The sequence below is a fragment of the Bradyrhizobium sp. 40 genome (assembly GCF_023100925.1).
Taxonomy (GTDB): domain Bacteria; phylum Pseudomonadota; class Alphaproteobacteria; order Rhizobiales; family Xanthobacteraceae; genus Bradyrhizobium.
In genome coordinates this window covers 3,475,600-3,491,011 of the sequence record NZ_CP064688.1, presented here as the reverse complement: position 1 = coordinate 3,491,011, position 15,412 = coordinate 3,475,600, and the positions used below count along the sequence as shown (strand labels likewise).

15 protein-coding genes and 1 pseudogene are annotated in these 15,412 nt (G+C 62.8%); 8 read left to right on the top strand and 8 right to left on the bottom strand.

All coding sequences use genetic code 11. From position 1 onward, the window contains the following. Positions 1 to 39 precede the first annotated feature (39 nt). From IVB40_RS17000 to IVB40_RS16980, 5 genes are all read right to left on the bottom strand, one after another. Positions 40 to 1,602 (bottom strand): CopD family protein, encoded by a 1,563-nt coding sequence (locus IVB40_RS17000; RefSeq protein ID WP_247819380.1) that lies wholly within the window; start codon positions 1,600 to 1,602, stop codon positions 40 to 42. Further along, positions 1,602 to 2,120 carry a YcnI family protein gene (locus tag IVB40_RS16995; protein ID WP_247819379.1) on the bottom strand — a complete coding sequence of 173 codons (519 nt, stop codon included), beginning with the start codon at positions 2,118 to 2,120 and terminating at the stop codon, positions 1,602 to 1,604. Before IVB40_RS16995 ends, IVB40_RS17000 begins: the two co-directional genes overlap by 1 nt. 32 nt (positions 2,121 to 2,152) lie before the next feature. After that, a complete protein-coding gene (locus IVB40_RS16990) occupies positions 2,153 to 2,671 on the bottom strand; it encodes a copper chaperone PCu(A)C (protein WP_247819553.1) in 519 nt (172 codons plus the stop codon). Between the two features lie 136 nt (positions 2,672 to 2,807). Further along, positions 2,808 to 5,015: a TonB-dependent receptor gene (locus IVB40_RS16985; RefSeq protein ID WP_247819378.1), complete on the bottom strand. Its 2,208-nt coding sequence runs from the start codon at positions 5,013 to 5,015 to the stop codon at positions 2,808 to 2,810. Between the two features lie 84 nt (positions 5,016 to 5,099). Next, positions 5,100 to 5,474 (bottom strand): DUF2946 family protein, encoded by a 375-nt coding sequence (locus IVB40_RS16980; protein WP_247289504.1) that lies wholly within the window; start codon positions 5,472 to 5,474, stop codon positions 5,100 to 5,102. A gap of 469 nt (positions 5,475 to 5,943) precedes the next feature. On the opposite strand from IVB40_RS16980, the gene IVB40_RS16975 reads away from it, so the two are divergent. The 4 genes from IVB40_RS16975 to IVB40_RS16960 all read left to right on the top strand — a co-directional run bounded on the left by IVB40_RS16975 (position 5,944) and on the right by IVB40_RS16960 (position 10,061). Then, positions 5,944 to 6,348, top strand: coding sequence for a globin (locus IVB40_RS16975; protein ID WP_247819377.1), 405 nt, complete (start codon positions 5,944 to 5,946; stop codon positions 6,346 to 6,348). Between the two features lie 140 nt (positions 6,349 to 6,488). Continuing rightward, positions 6,489 to 7,511, top strand: coding sequence for a sugar ABC transporter substrate-binding protein (locus IVB40_RS16970; protein WP_007610940.1), 1,023 nt, complete (start codon positions 6,489 to 6,491; stop codon positions 7,509 to 7,511). Between the two features lie 6 nt (positions 7,512 to 7,517). Continuing rightward, complete coding sequence (locus IVB40_RS16965) at positions 7,518 to 9,020, top strand: sugar ABC transporter ATP-binding protein (protein ID WP_247819376.1); 1,503 nt, start codon at positions 7,518 to 7,520, stop codon at positions 9,018 to 9,020. Positions 9,021 to 9,032: 12 nt separating this feature from the next. Next, positions 9,033 to 10,061: an ABC transporter permease gene (locus IVB40_RS16960; RefSeq protein ID WP_247819375.1), complete on the top strand. Its 1,029-nt coding sequence runs from the start codon at positions 9,033 to 9,035 to the stop codon at positions 10,059 to 10,061. A gap of 253 nt (positions 10,062 to 10,314) precedes the next feature. Here IVB40_RS16960 and IVB40_RS16955 read toward each other — a convergent pair whose 3' ends face one another. Next, on the bottom strand, positions 10,315 to 11,091 hold the full coding sequence (locus tag IVB40_RS16955; RefSeq protein WP_247819552.1) for an IclR family transcriptional regulator C-terminal domain-containing protein: 777 nt from the start codon (positions 11,089 to 11,091) through the stop codon (positions 10,315 to 10,317). Positions 11,092 to 11,182: 91 nt separating this feature from the next. Here IVB40_RS16955 and IVB40_RS16950 point away from each other — a divergent pair, with 91 nt between their 5' ends. The 3 genes from IVB40_RS16950 to IVB40_RS16940 all read left to right on the top strand — a co-directional run bounded on the left by IVB40_RS16950 (position 11,183) and on the right by IVB40_RS16940 (position 13,226). Further along, positions 11,183 to 11,659 carry a MaoC family dehydratase gene (locus IVB40_RS16950; RefSeq protein ID WP_027518223.1) on the top strand — a complete coding sequence of 159 codons (477 nt, stop codon included), beginning with the start codon at positions 11,183 to 11,185 and terminating at the stop codon, positions 11,657 to 11,659. 27 nt (positions 11,660 to 11,686) lie between these two features. Further along, positions 11,687 to 12,148, top strand: a complete 462-nt coding sequence (locus IVB40_RS16945; protein WP_027567182.1) for a MaoC family dehydratase — start codon at positions 11,687 to 11,689, stop codon at positions 12,146 to 12,148. 88 nt (positions 12,149 to 12,236) lie between these two features. After that, positions 12,237 to 13,226 carry a tripartite tricarboxylate transporter substrate binding protein gene (locus IVB40_RS16940; protein ID WP_247819374.1) on the top strand — a complete coding sequence of 330 codons (990 nt, stop codon included), beginning with the start codon at positions 12,237 to 12,239 and terminating at the stop codon, positions 13,224 to 13,226. A 74-nt stretch (positions 13,227 to 13,300) separates the two neighbouring features. On the opposite strand, the pseudogene IVB40_RS16935 reads toward IVB40_RS16940, so the two are convergent. Continuing rightward, a pseudogene (locus tag IVB40_RS16935) lies at positions 13,301 to 14,004 on the bottom strand (L-2-amino-thiazoline-4-carboxylic acid hydrolase). A 42-nt stretch (positions 14,005 to 14,046) separates the two neighbouring features. Continuing rightward, positions 14,047 to 14,439, bottom strand: a complete 393-nt coding sequence (locus tag IVB40_RS16930) for a RidA family protein (protein WP_247819373.1) — start codon at positions 14,437 to 14,439, stop codon at positions 14,047 to 14,049. 128 nt (positions 14,440 to 14,567) lie between these two features. On the opposite strand from IVB40_RS16930, the gene IVB40_RS16925 reads away from it, so the two are divergent. Next, positions 14,568 to 15,194 (top strand): LysR family transcriptional regulator, encoded by a 627-nt coding sequence (locus IVB40_RS16925; RefSeq protein WP_247819372.1) that lies wholly within the window; start codon positions 14,568 to 14,570, stop codon positions 15,192 to 15,194. Positions 15,195 to 15,412: the final 218 nt, after the last annotated feature.

The following is a 15,412-nucleotide window of genomic DNA, read 5'->3' as shown; positions in this document are numbered from 1 at the left end:
TCGACTTCAGGTTCGACGCGAGGTGCCGAAGAGCCGGGTTCAGGGCGCCGCCACCTCGAGTTCGTCCTCCAGCGTGATCTTCTCGAAATCGGTCACGAGCGCGTCGATCCGCACATGCCAACGGCCGGCAAAGGGCAGCTCGACCTTGCGCACGTGCCAGTAGCGGTCCGGCCCCAGCAAGGCGTTCCGCTCCATCGGCTCAATGCCGCGTTCGGGCAGGCTCAGCGTCAGCGTCACCTCCTTGGCCTCGAGAACCGCCCCCTCGCCGGTCATGAGCTGCAGGACGAAATCGTCAATACCCGCCTTGCCCGGCGAGACCAGGACCTGAAACATCGCCCTGTCGGTGTGGATGTGGATCGCCAGCGGCGTCTCCGGAGCGATCGTTCGCGGCGGCGGCGTGAAGCGCCAACCGGCCACGACGGCGAAGATGCCTAGCGCGATCGCGCATTCGAGTACGATCGAGCGCTTCAGTGCCGGCGCGGCCTTGTGATCCCCCGCCAGAGCTGGAGTCAGGCGGAAGCGGTTGAGCGCGGCAAGCGCCAGCAGCACGAGGACCAGTGCAAGCTTGATCGAGAGGATCAATCCATAGCGGGTCTCGACCAATGCAGACGGCTTTTCGAGCTGGACGATGGCGAGCGCGAGGCCGGTCAATGCGAGAACGCCAACGGCCGGCGCCGCGATGCGAGAAAAGCGGTTCACGACGGGCAATGTCGGGACGGGTCGCTTTGACAACAGGGCGCCCAGCGGCGCGAGGGCCCCAATCCAAAAGGCGACACCGAGGCCATGGAGAAAGATTGCGGGCCGGGTCAACAGTTCGGGCGGTGCCGTAGCAGCGTGCCCGGTCATGGCCAGCGACAAGCCGACGCCGACGAAGGCAATGATCGCCAGAGCGCGCGCGCACCACGCGCTGCCTAGCGCCAGCAATGCGAACAGCATTGCAGCGATGGCCACGAGCAAGGCCGGGCCCGCGCTGGTCCCGGATGCGACTTTCCAAGGAGCCATCGTCGCGAGAGCGGATATCGGTAGGCCGAGGAGATCCAGCCCCAGCACACCAAGGGACACCACCGCGCTCGGGAAGCCGATGGCGAGCGCCACGCACGGGATGGTTATGCCGGTCATCGACCACGCAACCCAGCGTGCAAAGAAAACGCCGCCGACGCCGACGAACAGGCCAAGATAGAGACCGACTCGCGCCAGCCAGATCAGCACGTTCAATCCGCCATCGGCGTTTGCGGGAGGTTGCGTTCCCGTCGGCGTGCCGATCGAGAAGATCACCGATCCAGCGACGGGATGGCCATCCTGCGAGATCACGCGATAGCTGACGACGGCCGTGCCTTGCGGCAGGTCCGCCGGCATCGCGACCGAGATGGTCGCGCCCGATGCGTCGACGCGCACGTCATCCCGCGCCGTGCCCGCGCCGTCGATCAGCCGGATCGCGCCCGGCGTCACCGTCTCGTTGAAGCGCAACTCCACCATCTTCGGCGCGCTCGCGAGCATGCTGCCGCTCGCCGGCTCGACCGCGACGAGCGCCGCGTGCGCCGAGGCGCCGGTCGCGAAGCCGACAACGAGGAGCAGCGTCGCGAGCGCGGCGAGCAGGCGCATCAGGGTTTCGGCAGGAGTTTCACGCCCGGAGCCGGCGATTTGCTCTCATGCGAATGCCCTGCCCCCTCCGCGGGGATCTCGATCCAGCGGCTGACGCCGGTCTCGCATTCCTGGACGACGGGGAAGTACAGGATCGTGTTCGGCTTGAGCGTGTCGGTCAGGGCCGTGTGCATGACGAACTCGTCATAGTTCTTGTCGGGCAGCTTGCCGCCAGACCAAGTCACCTCCTTGACGCCGGACGAGAGCTTGTTGCCGTGATAGTCGTATTCGCCGGCGTATTTGCCCTCGACCACGTCAACACTCCAGCCCGCCTTCGGCATCGGTTTCACCGCGATCACGCCTTCAGGAATCTGCACCCGGATTTTCACCGTGGGCGAGCCCGCGCAACCGTGCGGGACGGCGAAAACGGCTTTGTACGATCCCCCCACTGTCGCCTGCTTGCCTTCGAGGAAGACGTGCGCAGTCGCTGGCGTTGCCGCAAAGACGCTCAGAACAATCAGCCAGGTTCGCTTCGACATATTGGGTCTCCCGAAGGTCCAGATCACGCTCGTCACATCTTCATTCCCGAATGATCAGGCATTTTCTTCATCATGTGCCCACTGTCGCCGGGCGCCTGCGCGCCGACGCCTTGGACGTCGAGGGAGACGGCGACCTTGCCGGCCTTCTCAAACTGAAGCGTCACCGGCACCTTGTCGCCCTGCTTGAAGGGGCCCTTCAGCTCCTGGAGCATCAGGTGGTAGCCGCCGGGCGCGAACTTCACCGTTTTGCCGGGATCGATCACGAGCCCCTTGTCGAGCAGGCGCATCTTCATCACTCCGTTGTCCATCGCCATCTCGTGGACCTCAGCCTTCCCCGCGATATCGGCGGAAACGCTGACCAGCTTGTCTGCCACTGTGCCCTTGTTCTCGATGGTGAGATAGCCGCCGGCCACCTTGGCTCCGCCTGGTGTCGCCCGGCTCCACGCCTGCGAGATGACGAGATCGCCGGCCTTGATGTCCTCGGCCTGCGCGGCGGCACAGGCGGTCAGCAACAGTGAAATTGCAAGGAGAGTTCGTCCGATATTCTTCATGTTGATTGCCTCTTTCGCGATTGATCGGGCCGAGAATGGCCCTGCATTCCACGACGATTTTCCGCCGCCACCCGCATCGGCATTCGGAATGCCGGCCTGCGGCGGAGCGAACATAGACCCAAGTGCCATTTGCACGTCACCATCGATACCTCATTCCAGCATACACTGCCCGTCCCGTGCCCGGCTCAAACAATGCTGACGTCGCCGTCGCTCGATCGATGATGCTCGCGCTGGCTATGTAGGTCTTGTTGGTGAGATTGCGCCCCTCGACGTAGGCGGACATCGGGCCACCATTGTCGAAGCCCGCTTTCAATCCCAACAGGGCGTAAGGCTCTGACGTCAGCGTGTTCATGCTGTCGACGAAGTAGGCCTGTGGCACCCATTCGACGTTGGGTCCAACATAGAACCCGGTAGGGTGCTTGTAGAGAAGCTCCGCGCGCAGGTAGTGATTTGGAGCTCCCGGCAATCGATTGTTTCCGAAGGTCGGATCTTTGTCGAAGCGGAAGTCGTTGAAGGAATAAGCCAGATTCAGCCAGATCTTGTCCGGAGCCGGGCCGTTGACGAAGATGTCACGAAAGATTGCTGCGCCCGCGCCGGCCTCGATGCCTTGATGGATGGTGCGGTCGGCGTTGGTCACATTGCAATTGCCGAAAGTACTATAGAGGCATTGCAATTCGTCGCGAATGTTGGCCCGGTAGGCCGTCAGTTCCCAGGCATAATCAGATCGCTTCATGCGAGTCCCGATTTCGTACGTGGTGGCAATCTGCGGGCGGATGCTGGTGAACGGGATCGTCGGAATGCCGAGGCCGATCGCGCTTTCGCCAAAGCTCGGCACCTCGGCACTCCGCGAGACATTGGCGAAGGCTTGCCAGGCCGGATCGATTTGCCACAACAGACCGCCTTTCGGTGACCAGAGATTAAAGCGCGTCGCCCCCGATTGATCCCCGTCGCTGAGGAAACGATCCTGCCGATTGCGGGTCGCGTACAGAAATTGCGTGCCGCCGATCAGCGCAAGATTTGGAAGGACGTAGAAGCTGTCTTCAACGTAGGCGGAGGTATTCTCCGATCGATCGATCGAGGAAGAAAGCGGTGCACCCTTCTGCCCGCCAATGTTGGCGAACTGCTGGTTGTCGATGCTGCCGTTCAGCACATTGACGCCTGCGACCAACTTGTTGCGGAAGCCGCCAATGGTGCGGTCATCCGTGATCTTCGCGAATCCGCCGTAGTCCTTGTAACGGTAGTCCAGCCACTGGAAAATCGGATGCATCAAATGGCGATCGACACCAAAGGCGCCGAATTCGACTTTGGTGTCATCGAAACGAACGGTGGTTTTGTTGGCCAGCCTGACAGTATCGATGTTGCGCTGCTGATCCATCGCAACATTCGCCGGTGCAGCAGCTTCCGGATCGGTCAAAGCGGACGTCTTGGTCACGGTACCCGGGATTCGCTGCCGCACTTCGTTGGCATTGAGGTAGAACCGTGTCTCGACATCCGGGGAGAACTGATAGCCCACATTACCGCTCAAGCGGTTGCTCGAGCCGAAGCTGTGATCGCGAAATCCGTCTGCGGCCTGCGTGGAAGCGGTCACGAAGCCGTCCCACGGCCCGTTGACGCCGCCTGCGTTCGCCTGAAGTCGTTTGTAGCCGAATCCTCCGACATCGAAGGACACACCATTCGGAAACGAGTCGCGGCCGGTCGGGGTCACGAAGTTGATTGCGCCTCCCAGCGAATTGGCGCCGAACTGAAGCGCGTTGCCGCCCTTGAAGACTTCAACATATTTGTAGGCGCTCGGATCGATCTCCTGGAAATCGCCATAGCCATCCGCAGTGTTGATCGGAATGCCGTCCATATAGAGCTGCACACCGCGCAGATGAAAATTGCGCGACAGGCCGGACCCGCGAATCGAAAGGCGGGTGTCGTCGCCCCATTTGGGCTGGGCGTACACGCCGGGCACGTAATCCAGAACATCCTTGATCGTGTTGGACGGCGTCGAGTTCCTGTACACCTCGGCCGACACGAGCGCCACGCCGCCCGGAGTCTGGTTAATCTCCGCCAGTGCTTGTTGCGCCGTCAGAACCGTCAGGGCACCCGGAGCCCCGGCACTCTGTTCGCTCGCGGTTTGCTGCGGCGATGGGGTCGTTCGCGGGCTTCGCGTGACGCGCGCCGATCGCGCCGTATTGCGTGGCGGTCGGACCGCCGACGCGCGCTTCTGCTGAGGCGCCTCGACGGTGATTGGCGGCAACACTGCGCTGCTGCTTTGGGCAAAGGCGCCGCTCGACGATGCAAGCAGCGCGGCCTGAATGGCAACGACGCTCACACCACGGCGGGCATGACAACGTAACATGGGGCATTCCTGACGCCGGGCGTTCTCTCCGGCCATTCGACAGCATCAATCGCCTGCGGCGGACCGCGGCGATCACGAGAGTCGTCAGGAAAATTGAGGCGGTGCGCGCGCCTGCGCGTTTGTGCCTTTATGGGCCGCGCCGGCGGATGCCTCCGCCGCGTGCCACACCACGCGCTCGGCGTGGCGGAAGGGAACGGAAAGCGCGGCGTGCGGCGGCGAATCGAGCGACGCGCCCACCTGCGCCAGGCAACAGAGGGCGCATGCACCGGCATGTGCGACCGGCGTACCCGCCGGATCGTTCAGGCCGCCTTGCTCGCCTGCGCTGTGGCAGATGACGGCGGCGGACAACGGATCGGCCACGGCTTGGCCGGCCGCCAGACAGGCGGCAATCGGCGCCAGCACCTGCATCACCAGGGCGAGCAGGACCAGAGGTAGGAATTTTTGCAGCCGTGCGCGCATCCGCCGAACCATTCGTTCGTCTACTAACTAAACACCGGCGGATGGCCAAGTCGAGCCCGGTTCCGCCGCCTCCTTAATCCAGCGCAAATTTCCCGGAAAACTGTGGTCCGGCCGCGCGCGGAAGGGAACCTCCGGCAGTCGAGCACCCGGCCCCATCTACGGATTTCTTATATTTGTCATATGCTTACAGAGCCAAAAGCCCGATCATTTCGTCAGTTGCTCGAATTTTGAACATTCGTTGCCGAAAATGATGACAAGTGAGAAAAGTTGATCTAGCATCCTCTTGCTCAGGCTGGCCGCGAGGTCGAAGTCTGGTGGTCCAAGTCTCGGGAGGAGCCCCTGACGCGCAAAATGCAGCGTCGCCCCGCCAATCAAGATCAAATCTTAGAATCGGGGATAATAGGGTCGACACAATTTTCGAGCGGGGCTAGGGCCCCGCTCTTTTTTTGTCTGCGGGGCTAAAGCACCGATGAATGCTTCTCCCAATCCGATCGAACAGAGCTTTGAACTTGCAGCCTCGCGCTGCACCGATCTCACGCCACAGGTCTATCAGCGGCTGTTCGAACAGCATCCCGAAACACGGGCGATGTTCCGCACGCAAGGCAGCGAACTCGTGATGGGATCGATGCTGGCTCTCACGATCGAGGCGATTCTCGACTTCGCCGGTGATCGCCGCGGGCAATTCCGGTTGATCGCCTGCGAGGTCGCCTCGCACGATGGCTACGGCACGCCGCGCGAGCTGTTCATCGCCTTCTTCGCCGTCGTCAGGGACACGCTGCGCGATCTCCTCCGCGAGGAATGGTCGCCGGACATCGCGCAGGCCTGGGACCAACTGCTCATCGAGATCGACGCGTTCGCGGGTGTCCCGGCCTGACGCTTTGCGCTGCACCAACACGGGCTCGCGGCGACCCGCCGTTGATTGCGGATTGAGTGGCACCAACTCTTGTGAGACACTTTCGGACATCGGTCGCGCAATCAATGACGCGCCGAGATAAAATTGTATGGGAGCGAGCGATGTCCGGGACGAAAGATTTCTCGACGACGAGGCGCGATCTTCTTCAGGCGGCAGCAACCGCCGGCGCCGCGACTGCCATCCTCGGCAGCATGGGCATAAACCCCGCCCTTGCAGCCGAAGTCGGACGAAGCGAGAAGCCGCTGAAGGCGGCGTTCTCCAACGCAGGCCTCCAGGCCACCTGGTGCGCGCAGGGCAAGCAGGCCGCGGAATTCTGGGGCAAGCTGTTCAATGTCGAAGTCACCTGGTTCGACGGCCAGCTCGATGCGGTGAAGCAGCGCGCGGCGATCGACAACATGGCCTCGCAGAAATGGGACTTCGTCGCGATCCAGGCCTTTGGCATCGGCACCCTCACCCAGCCGGTGCAGAAGATGATCGACGCCGGCACGCCCGTGATCGACATGGACACGCTGATCGCGCCGCTGGACCAGATCAACGTCCACTCCTTCCTCGCCCCCGACAACGAGTTCATGGGCGCCTCCGTGACGCAGGCGCTGTGCAACGCCATGGGCGGCAAGGGCAAGATCATCATGACGCAAGGAGCCCTCGGCCACACCGGCGCGCAGGGCCGCGCCAAGGGCTTCAACAATGTCGTGAAGCAATTCCCTGGGATCGAGGTGCTCGATACCCAGCCGGCAGACTGGGATGTGTCGAAGACCGCGCGCCTCTGGGAAACCTACCTGACGAAGTATCCGCAGATCGACGCGGCGTTCTTCCACAATGACGACATGGCCCTCGCCGCCGCCAATATCATGAAGGCGCGGGGCCGCACCAACATCCTGATCGGCGGCGTCGACGCGATGCCGCCGGCGATCCAGGCGGTCAGCGAAGGCCGCATGTTCGCCACCGTGCGCAATCCGTCCTGCCGGATTCATGGCGGCGCCATCATCGCGGGCGTTTCCGCCGTGGTCGGCGGCGAAAAGAGCGGACAGGGCATTCCCAAGAACGTCGTCACCGACGGTCCTGTTGTGACCAAGGCCAACGCCGCAGGCATGCAGTGGATGCAGGATCACTTCCTGATCTGAGCCTCCATGCGAGAGGATCGTTCGCCTATCCTGGAACTGCAGGGCATCACGAAGAGCTTCGGCGGCGTCGAGGCGCTTCGTGGTGTCGACTTCGCGCTCTCACCCGGCGAGATCCATGGTCTCGTCGGCGAGAACGGCGCGGGAAAAAGCACGCTGATGAAGATCATCGCCGGCGTGCACACCGAATTCTCCGGCCGCTTCCTGATCGACGGACAGGAGACGCATTTCCGCTCGGCCCGCGACGCCCACAGCGCCGGCATCGCCATGGTGCACCAGGAGCTCTCGGTCGCGCCCGACCTCACGGTCGCGGAGAACGTGTTTCTGGGCAACCAGCCGACCAACCGCCTCGGCCTGGTGCAATGGCGGCGGATGGCGCGTGAGGCCGGCGAGCAGCTCGCCCGCTTCGGCATCGACGTCGATCCGATGAGCAGGCTCGGCGATCTCCCGATCGGGCTGCAGCAGCTAATCGAGATCGCGCGCGTGCTGTTCTCCGGCGCGCGCATCGTCATCCTGGACGAACCGACCTCCGCCCTCTCCCCGCCCGAGGTCGAGCGACTGTTCGCGACGCTGCGCCGGCTGCGTGAGGAAGGCACGGCGATCGTCTTCATCTCGCATTTCATCGAGGACATTCTTCGGGTGTCCGACACCGTGACCGTGTTCCGCAACGGACGGAAGGTCGCGGAGACGGCAAGTGCTGCGACCAGCAAGGGCGCGCTGATCGAGGCCATGATCGGCCGCGGCGGCGAAGCGCTCGAGCACAGCTACAGCGACGATCTGATGCTGCCGCGGGCGAGCGACAGCTCGGTGGTCCTGAAGGTCGACCAGCTGTCGCTGGCCCGCAGCCTGAAGGACATCTCCTTCGAGGCGCGCGCCGGCGAAGTGCTCGGCATCTACGGGTTCATGGGGTGCGGCCAGCAGGAACTGTCGCGCATCTTGTTCGGCAAGCTGAAGCCGGACGGCGGCACGCTCGCGGTCGATGGCAAGCCCAAGACGTTTGCCAGCACGGCAGCGGCGCGGCGCGCCGGGGTGGCGCTGGTGCCGGAGAGCCGACGCGCGATGCTGTTTCACCAGGAGCCGGTCTACAAGAACATCTCGATCAGCATTCTCGATCGCATCTCGGCGTTGCTGCTCAAGCCGGCGCAGGAGCGCGACATCGCAAAGCGCCAGGTCGAGCAGCTCCAGATCAGGCCGCCGGTGGTCGGTCTTGATCTCGGCATGCTCTCCGGCGGCAATCAGCAGAAGGTCGCGCTGGCGAAATGGCTGACCTATCCGCCCAAACTCCTGGTGCTGTGTGAGCCGACCCGCGGCATGGATGTCGGTGCCAAGAACGACGTCATCAACATCGTCCGCGATCTTCGCGCCAAAGGGCTCGCGATCATCGTGCTCTCGACCGAGCCGGAAACGGTGCTGTCGCTGGCCGACCGCATCCTCGTGCTCAAGCGCGGCGCATTGGTGCGTGAATTCAAGAACGAGCCGGTCAGCAAGGACCGCCTGCTGGAAGCGGCGTGACGGAGAAGCACCATGGCGAGCAGTGACACGGCTTTGGCGGCGGGGCAGCGGGCGCGCGGGCTTGCGCCGTTCCTGCGCTCGCAGATGCGCAACATCGCCCCGTTCCTGACGCTGATCTTTCTGTCCGGCTTCTTTGCGCTGGCCAGTCCCTCCTTCGCCACGCTGGACAATCTCGGCAACATCCTGACCCAGGTCTCGGTCACGGGAATCATCGCCGTCGGCCTCACCTTCGTGATTCTCTGCGCGGAGATCGACCTCTCGATTGCCAGCATCGCCAACGTCACCGGCATCGCGGTCGCCTACTTCACGCTCCAGGAATCCTACGTCAACATTCCCAACATTCCCCTGCCCGGCGCGGCGGCGATCCTGCTGGCCATTTTGCTCTGCGCGTTCCTCGGTCTCGTCAATGCACTGGGACTGACCGTGATCGGCATCCCTTCCTTCATCATGACCTTGGCGATGATGCAGATCGCGGCCGGAATCTCGGCGCTGCTGGTGCGCGGCCAGATCGCCTACAAGGTGCCCGGCGTGATCACCACGCTCGGCTCCGGATCGATCGGCGGCATCCCATGGATCGTCATCGTCGCCGCGATCATGCTGCTCTTGGGACATCTGGTGCTGACCTACACGCGCTTTGGCCGCTACGTCTACATGGTCGGCGGCAACCGCGAGGCGGCCGAATATTCCGGCCTCAACGTCAAGCTCATCCTCGGCGCCGTCATGGTGATCTCGGCGGTGTGCTCCGGTATCGGCGGCATGCTGGGCGTGGCCCATTTCGGCAGCGCGCAGCAGAACGAGTTCGATACCTATCTGCTCGACTCCATCGCCGCCGTCGTGGTCGGCGGCACCAGCCTGTTCGGCGGTCGCGGCGGCATCGGCAACACCATCGTCGGGCTCTTCGTCCTCGGTGTCCTCAATAACGGCCTTGACCACGTCAACATCGACAGCTTCCTGAAAATCCTGATCCGCGGCCTGATCCTGCTGGCGGCGCTGGTCATCAACGTCTATGCGCAGCGGCTGAGGGAAAAGGCGGTGGAATAGCCACCCCTCAAAACAAAAAGCGCGAAAACAACCCCATGCACAGTAGATACTGTGAGGGAATTCAACGAGTTATAAAATCCGAAATTGCGATGATGCGACCGCAGCGACGGTTTGACTCGTCGGGCAAAACAGGAGCAGGATGTCACGATGGCGCTGGCCAATTGTCTGGTCAGATCTGCCACAGGGCGCGCGGCTTTCCGAAGCGAGCTTTACGCCCGGTTCGCTGCTCCGACTACTGCCGCGCAATCCTTGATCACGACAACGACACTGATTGAGTCCGAATGTCCTGGGCGGTCTTCTGAAGCCGCACGAGATATCGTTTCTTTGCGGCCGCCTCGTTCAGCGTTCCGGAGATCAGATTGATGCTGATCGCCGCAACGACGCTGCCGCCCTGATCGCGAATTGGAACGGCCATGCCGCAAATCGCCGGATCCAGCTCGCCATCGACCCAGGCGTATCCCCGCCCCTCCGTCAGTTGCAGTTCCTGAGCCAGGCGTTTGGGATCGATGATGGTCCGTGGCGTCACTGACTTGAGTGGCGTGGTTGCCAAATATTGGGCTTTCTGCTCCGGAGTAAGGTTGGCCAGAAGCACACGTCCCAACGAGACGAGATGCGCGGGTAGCCGGCTGCCGATCCCGAGATTGGCGGAGAGGATACGCCGCGCCGGAAGTCTCAGGGCATAGACGATATCAGTTTCATCGAGCACCGCGAGCGCGCAGGATTCGCCGATGTCGTTGCGAAGATCTTCGAGCGCACGCTGAGCATAGCCCCAGAACGGCAAGGCGTTCAGGTAGGACAAGCCCAGACCGAGAGCTCGAGGCCGCAAGCGGAAATAGCGGCCGTCGGCTTCGCAATATTTCAGCGTAACGAGGGTGGCGAGCATGCGTCGCGCCGTCGCGCGGTTGAGGCCGGCGTGGACGGCGGCCTCTGACAGCGTATGCCGCCCTGGGGACCGGCCAAGCGCCTCGATCAGGGCGAAACCTCGCTCAATCGCGCGAACGTATCCATCGCTCTCTTTTGGCAATGCCACGGCCCCCTTGCGGAGACGAACAAGCTCCGTGCATAGTGGTTCACAAAACGAATAATCTGTTCGCCTGGCGAACACTATGGGAGGAGACGCGATGACGCAAGCGCCGGCATTCGAGACCGATTTCTGGAAGGACGCCAATCTGCGCAAGGTGTGGGACGACATCGTCCCGGGTGAGCCGCGCAAGACGATCCCCTACAAGCTGACGCTGGAAGCTATCCAGCTCTACTGCCGCTCCGTCGGCGAAGATCACCCGCTCTATTTCGACGAGACCTACGCGAAGAAAACTCCTTATGGCGGGCTGATCGCACCGCCGTCGATCCACATTCTGCTGATGTTCGCCTGCACCCCCACCGACGACTGGATGCGAACGCCGGGGACCATTAATGCCGGTCAATCCTGGAGTTACAACAAGCCTGCACGGCCCGGAGACACCATCACGCTGCAGGCACGCGCACTGGACAAATTCATCAAGCGCGAGCGCCTCTTCGTCGTCCACGACAACGTCTTCTTCAACCAGCATGGCGACGTCATTTGTTCCGGCCGCGGCCAGACGATCCGCCCCGCTTGATCGCAACGGCAGACAAGGAAACATGGCATGAGCACCAGCTTCGAGAACCTCACCGTCGGCGACATGATCGACGGCCCAAAGTTCGACGTCTCGCGCGAATCCATCCGTCTGTTTTGCGACGGGTCGCTCGACTACAACCCCCTGCATCTCGACGACGATTACATGAAGAACAGTTTCGGCAAGACCAATTTCGGCGGCATCATCATGCATGGCATGAACAATTTCGGGCTGATCACCCGGATGCTGACGGATTGGGCCTATCCTGCCGGTGCCATTCAGCGGCGGCTTGAGACGCGCTGGCTCAAGCCGGTCAAGCCAGGGGACACCATCCAGCCGCTAGGCGTGGTGAAGTCGAAGCAGTCGACGCAGAAATCAAATTGGGTGCTGATCGACGTACTGGTCCGCAATCAAAGGGGCGAGCACGTCGCAGCCGGTGAAGCCATGGTCGAATTTCCGACATCCGGTTCAATCGCGGCCCGAGCCGGGTGAAAAGCCCGGCACCGGCGTCGATCTCGCCCAGCCTTTGCGACGACCATAACGAGATGAGCGCATTTCGACCGCTCGACGGGAGGACTTCATGAACCGGATGTCAAGGGTGAGAACGCTCTGGTTCGCTATCGGCCTGGTGCTGCTATCGTTGACGATCCCGCTGGGCTTGGCGTCAGCCCAGCAGTTTCCTCCGAGCCAGATCAAGATCGTCGTGCCGTTCCCGGCCGGCGGCACCACGGACATTCTGGCGCGCTTCATCGCGCAATACCTCGGTGACAGGCTCGGCGTTTCGACCATCGTGGAAAATCGCGCCGGCGCGTCAGGCACCATTGGGTCCGAGATGGTTGCGAAAGCGCCGGCCGACGGCAGCGTGTTGCTGATCGCCGCGACCCACCACGTCATCAATCCGAGCCTGTTCCGCCAGCTGCCCTATGACACGCAGGTAGCCTTCTCGCCCGTGGCCGTCGTCGCGAGCGCGCCCAACGCACTCGTGGTCACAAAGGACTTTCCGGCGAAAAACGTCGCCGAGCTCATCGCGCTGGCGAAGAAGGACCCGGGCAAGCTTTCGTTCGGCTCCTCCGGAATCGGGGGCGCCAATCATCTGTCCGGCGAACTTTTCAAACAAATGGCGGGCGTCGACATCGTCCACATCCCCTACAAGGGAGCCGCGCCCGCGATGAACGATCTGCTTGGCGGCCATATCCCGATCATGTTCGACACGCTCCCAACCGTGCTTCCGGCCGCCTCGGCCGGCAACATTCGCGTCCTCGCCGTCACCAGCATGACGCGCGCGGCGTCGCTTCCCGACGTTCCGACGCTCGATGAAGCCGGCGTCAAAGATTTTGAAGCGACGGCGTGGTTTGGCATGTACATGCCGGCAGCGAATGGCAATCCTGCCTATGCCAGGCTGGTCGAGGTCATGAGCGAGATTCTGGCCTCCCCGGCAATTGCCGAGAAGTTCGCAACACAGGGGGTCACTCCCGGCAAATTATCGGGCGCTGAATTCACCCGCTTCGTGGATGCCGAGATCAGGAAATGGTCGGCCGTGGTCAAGCAGGCCAACGTGCCGCTCGAATAAGCGCGCGCAAGAACCACGCCTCCGTCAGCAGGCGAGCAATTCAGGGCCACCTGCATTGGATAAGGGAGCGCGGCCTAACTCTCGGCGTTCTCATCCGGCGCAAGCCGCGAGAACCGGAAATTGCAGTGGCTCGCACCGCCCGCCAGCGTCTGCGTCCTCTCCAGGCGGATGCCTCGCGCTGCGTAGGCGACAAATCGAGCCCGCAAATATTCGGCAGGATGTCCTTGTCGCCATGGCGCGCCGCGAGTTTGCAGAAGCCGCAAGCCTTGTAGTTGATGCCGAACTCAAAACTGTCACCCGTATCGGGCTCGACGAAATCGTAGACGAAATCTTCCGGAAACTCGGTTTGATGGCTTTCGGTTGCGCTTCTTGCCGCCTGCTCGCGTAGCAGGGCCTGGTTCTCAGCCGACATGAACTGACGACCCGAGGCGAGACGTTCGGCTTCCGATACGGCGAGCAATTGCGCCTTGTAGGTTTCCCGCTCGATCTCGCCGATCACAGGCACCGGCAGGCCGTGGCGCCGCAGCACCCGGCTGATGGCCATGAAGCCCATCAGACGCATGAAGAAATCGCTCATGCGGCTTGCCGCGCCGCCGACATAGGGCATCTGGGTGAGCACGATTTCGAATTCATCCATCACCTCCTGCCTGATCCCGTCGATCTCGGAAAGCTGCGCGCGCTCACGCAACATCGCTTCGGCCAGGTCGAGCCGCTCGCGCATGGCAGCCTCCATTGCACCACGATGCGCTTCGTAAAACGGATGAATGATCTCAGCCATGGGACACCTGATATGATTGGCTCATTGCAATGTTGGCGGGTTTCAATCGGCGGCGATCGCCTCAATCTCCAGCAGCCATTTGCTGTCGACGGTCTCGACGATCACGACCGTCAGCGCGGGCTGGTGTTCGCCCAGCATCGCGCGACGAACGGAGCGGTTGGTCACGAGTTGATTGCGGTCGGTCAGGAACGTGGTGACCTTGACCAGATGCGCGACGCCGAGGCCGGCGGCGGCGAGCACCTCGATCACGTTGCGCCAGGCCTGCGCGCACTGCGCCTCAAAACCGTCAGGGACGGCGCCGTCGGTCGTCTCAGGCACCTGGCCGCTGATGAACAACAGGCGGCGATGCTGCGTCAGTTCAAGCCCCATGCTGTAGCCGCCGGCGGGCGCGTGGACTGTTGCGGGATTGTGGCTGACGATGTGAGCTGGCGGCATAGGGTTTCTCCGGATTGCGGGCCGACCGTATCCGGCGCCATCACCGCTTCGCAAAGCATCATTGCTGCGGCTCAGCGCAAGAAAATCTATTGCAAGGCCACAGCCCATCAGTGTCAAAATGGAGCCCGATGACCTACGCCCTTCCCCCACTCAACGCGCTCCGCGCCTTCGAGGCCGCCGCCCGGCATCTCAGCTTCAAGCTGGCTGCACACGAGCTGCACGTGACGCCCGCCGCCGTCGGACAGCAGGTGAAGGCGCTGGAGGCGCGCCTCGGCGTGCAGCTGTTCGAGCGGCTGCATAAGCAGCTCATCCTCACCGTCGCCGGTCAGGCCTATCTGCCCGGGGTCTCCGAAGGCTTTCGCCACATCGCGGAGGCGACCTCGCAATTGAAGCCGGCAGGTGCGGTGCTGCTGCAATTGGGGGTCCATGGCAACTTCGAGCTCCGCCGCCTCGATCTCGCGGCGTTTCGCAGCACGCATGCGGAGATCGGTTTGCGGGTGCTCCAGCCCGCCGGCCTGCACGAACTGGTCGAGGGTAAAGTCGACCTGCTGATCGCCCGCGGCATCGGCCACCATCCGGGCTATCGCTGCGACCGGATCGATGAGGGATCGGACCTCGGCGATTGGCTGGTTGCGCCTGAAGGCACCGCGGATTGCCCCGAAATCGTCAGTTTTCGCGCGTGGCTGCGCGAGTTGCTGGATGAAAAGGCGCTCGCAAATCGCCGTCCTCGTCTAGTCGGCATCATGCGAAGTTGAGACGGCCGCGATCGGTCGCGAATTCAGTCGTGCGCTGCTCGCCGTCATCGTGCCACTGACGGAACCTGAGCTGAGCCGTGCGCTCGAACGCCTGTTCGGTGCGCGCGCGCGGCGGCGATCGAGGCGTTGCCGGTGACGCTATTCCTAAGGCGCACAAGCGACCGTAGGTCGCGGCGAGAGCTGCGGCCGAGACGACCGACCGCCCGGCCCGCCACTTC

What these genes read in the sequence shown, in the direction of transcription:
- IVB40_RS17000 (WP_247819380.1), bottom strand. Translation starts at nt 1,602, where the DNA reads ATGCGCCTGCTCGCCGCGCTCGCGACGCTGCTCCTCGTTGTCGGCTTC.
- IVB40_RS16995 (WP_247819379.1), bottom strand. Translation starts at nt 2,120, where the DNA reads ATGTCGAAGCGAACCTGGCTGATTGTTCTGAGCGTCTTTGCGGCAACG.
- IVB40_RS16990 (WP_247819553.1), bottom strand. Translation starts at nt 2,671, where the DNA reads ATGAAGAATATCGGACGAACTCTCCTTGCAATTTCACTGTTGCTGACC.
- IVB40_RS16985 (WP_247819378.1), bottom strand. Translation starts at nt 5,015, where the DNA reads ATGTTACGTTGTCATGCCCGCCGTGGTGTGAGCGTCGTTGCCATTCAG.
- IVB40_RS16980 (WP_247289504.1), bottom strand. Translation starts at nt 5,474, where the DNA reads ATGCGCGCACGGCTGCAAAAATTCCTACCTCTGGTCCTGCTCGCCCTG.
- IVB40_RS16975 (WP_247819377.1), top strand. Translation starts at nt 5,944, where the DNA reads ATGAATGCTTCTCCCAATCCGATCGAACAGAGCTTTGAACTTGCAGCC.
- IVB40_RS16970 (WP_007610940.1), top strand. Translation starts at nt 6,489, where the DNA reads ATGTCCGGGACGAAAGATTTCTCGACGACGAGGCGCGATCTTCTTCAG.
- IVB40_RS16965 (WP_247819376.1), top strand. Translation starts at nt 7,518, where the DNA reads ATGCGAGAGGATCGTTCGCCTATCCTGGAACTGCAGGGCATCACGAAG.
- IVB40_RS16960 (WP_247819375.1), top strand. Translation starts at nt 9,033, where the DNA reads ATGGCGAGCAGTGACACGGCTTTGGCGGCGGGGCAGCGGGCGCGCGGG.
- IVB40_RS16950 (WP_027518223.1), top strand. Translation starts at nt 11,183, where the DNA reads ATGACGCAAGCGCCGGCATTCGAGACCGATTTCTGGAAGGACGCCAAT.
- IVB40_RS16945 (WP_027567182.1), top strand. Translation starts at nt 11,687, where the DNA reads ATGAGCACCAGCTTCGAGAACCTCACCGTCGGCGACATGATCGACGGC.
- IVB40_RS16940 (WP_247819374.1), top strand. Translation starts at nt 12,237, where the DNA reads ATGAACCGGATGTCAAGGGTGAGAACGCTCTGGTTCGCTATCGGCCTG.
- IVB40_RS16930 (WP_247819373.1), bottom strand. Translation starts at nt 14,439, where the DNA reads ATGCCGCCAGCTCACATCGTCAGCCACAATCCCGCAACAGTCCACGCG.
- IVB40_RS16925 (WP_247819372.1), top strand. Translation starts at nt 14,568, where the DNA reads ATGACCTACGCCCTTCCCCCACTCAACGCGCTCCGCGCCTTCGAGGCC.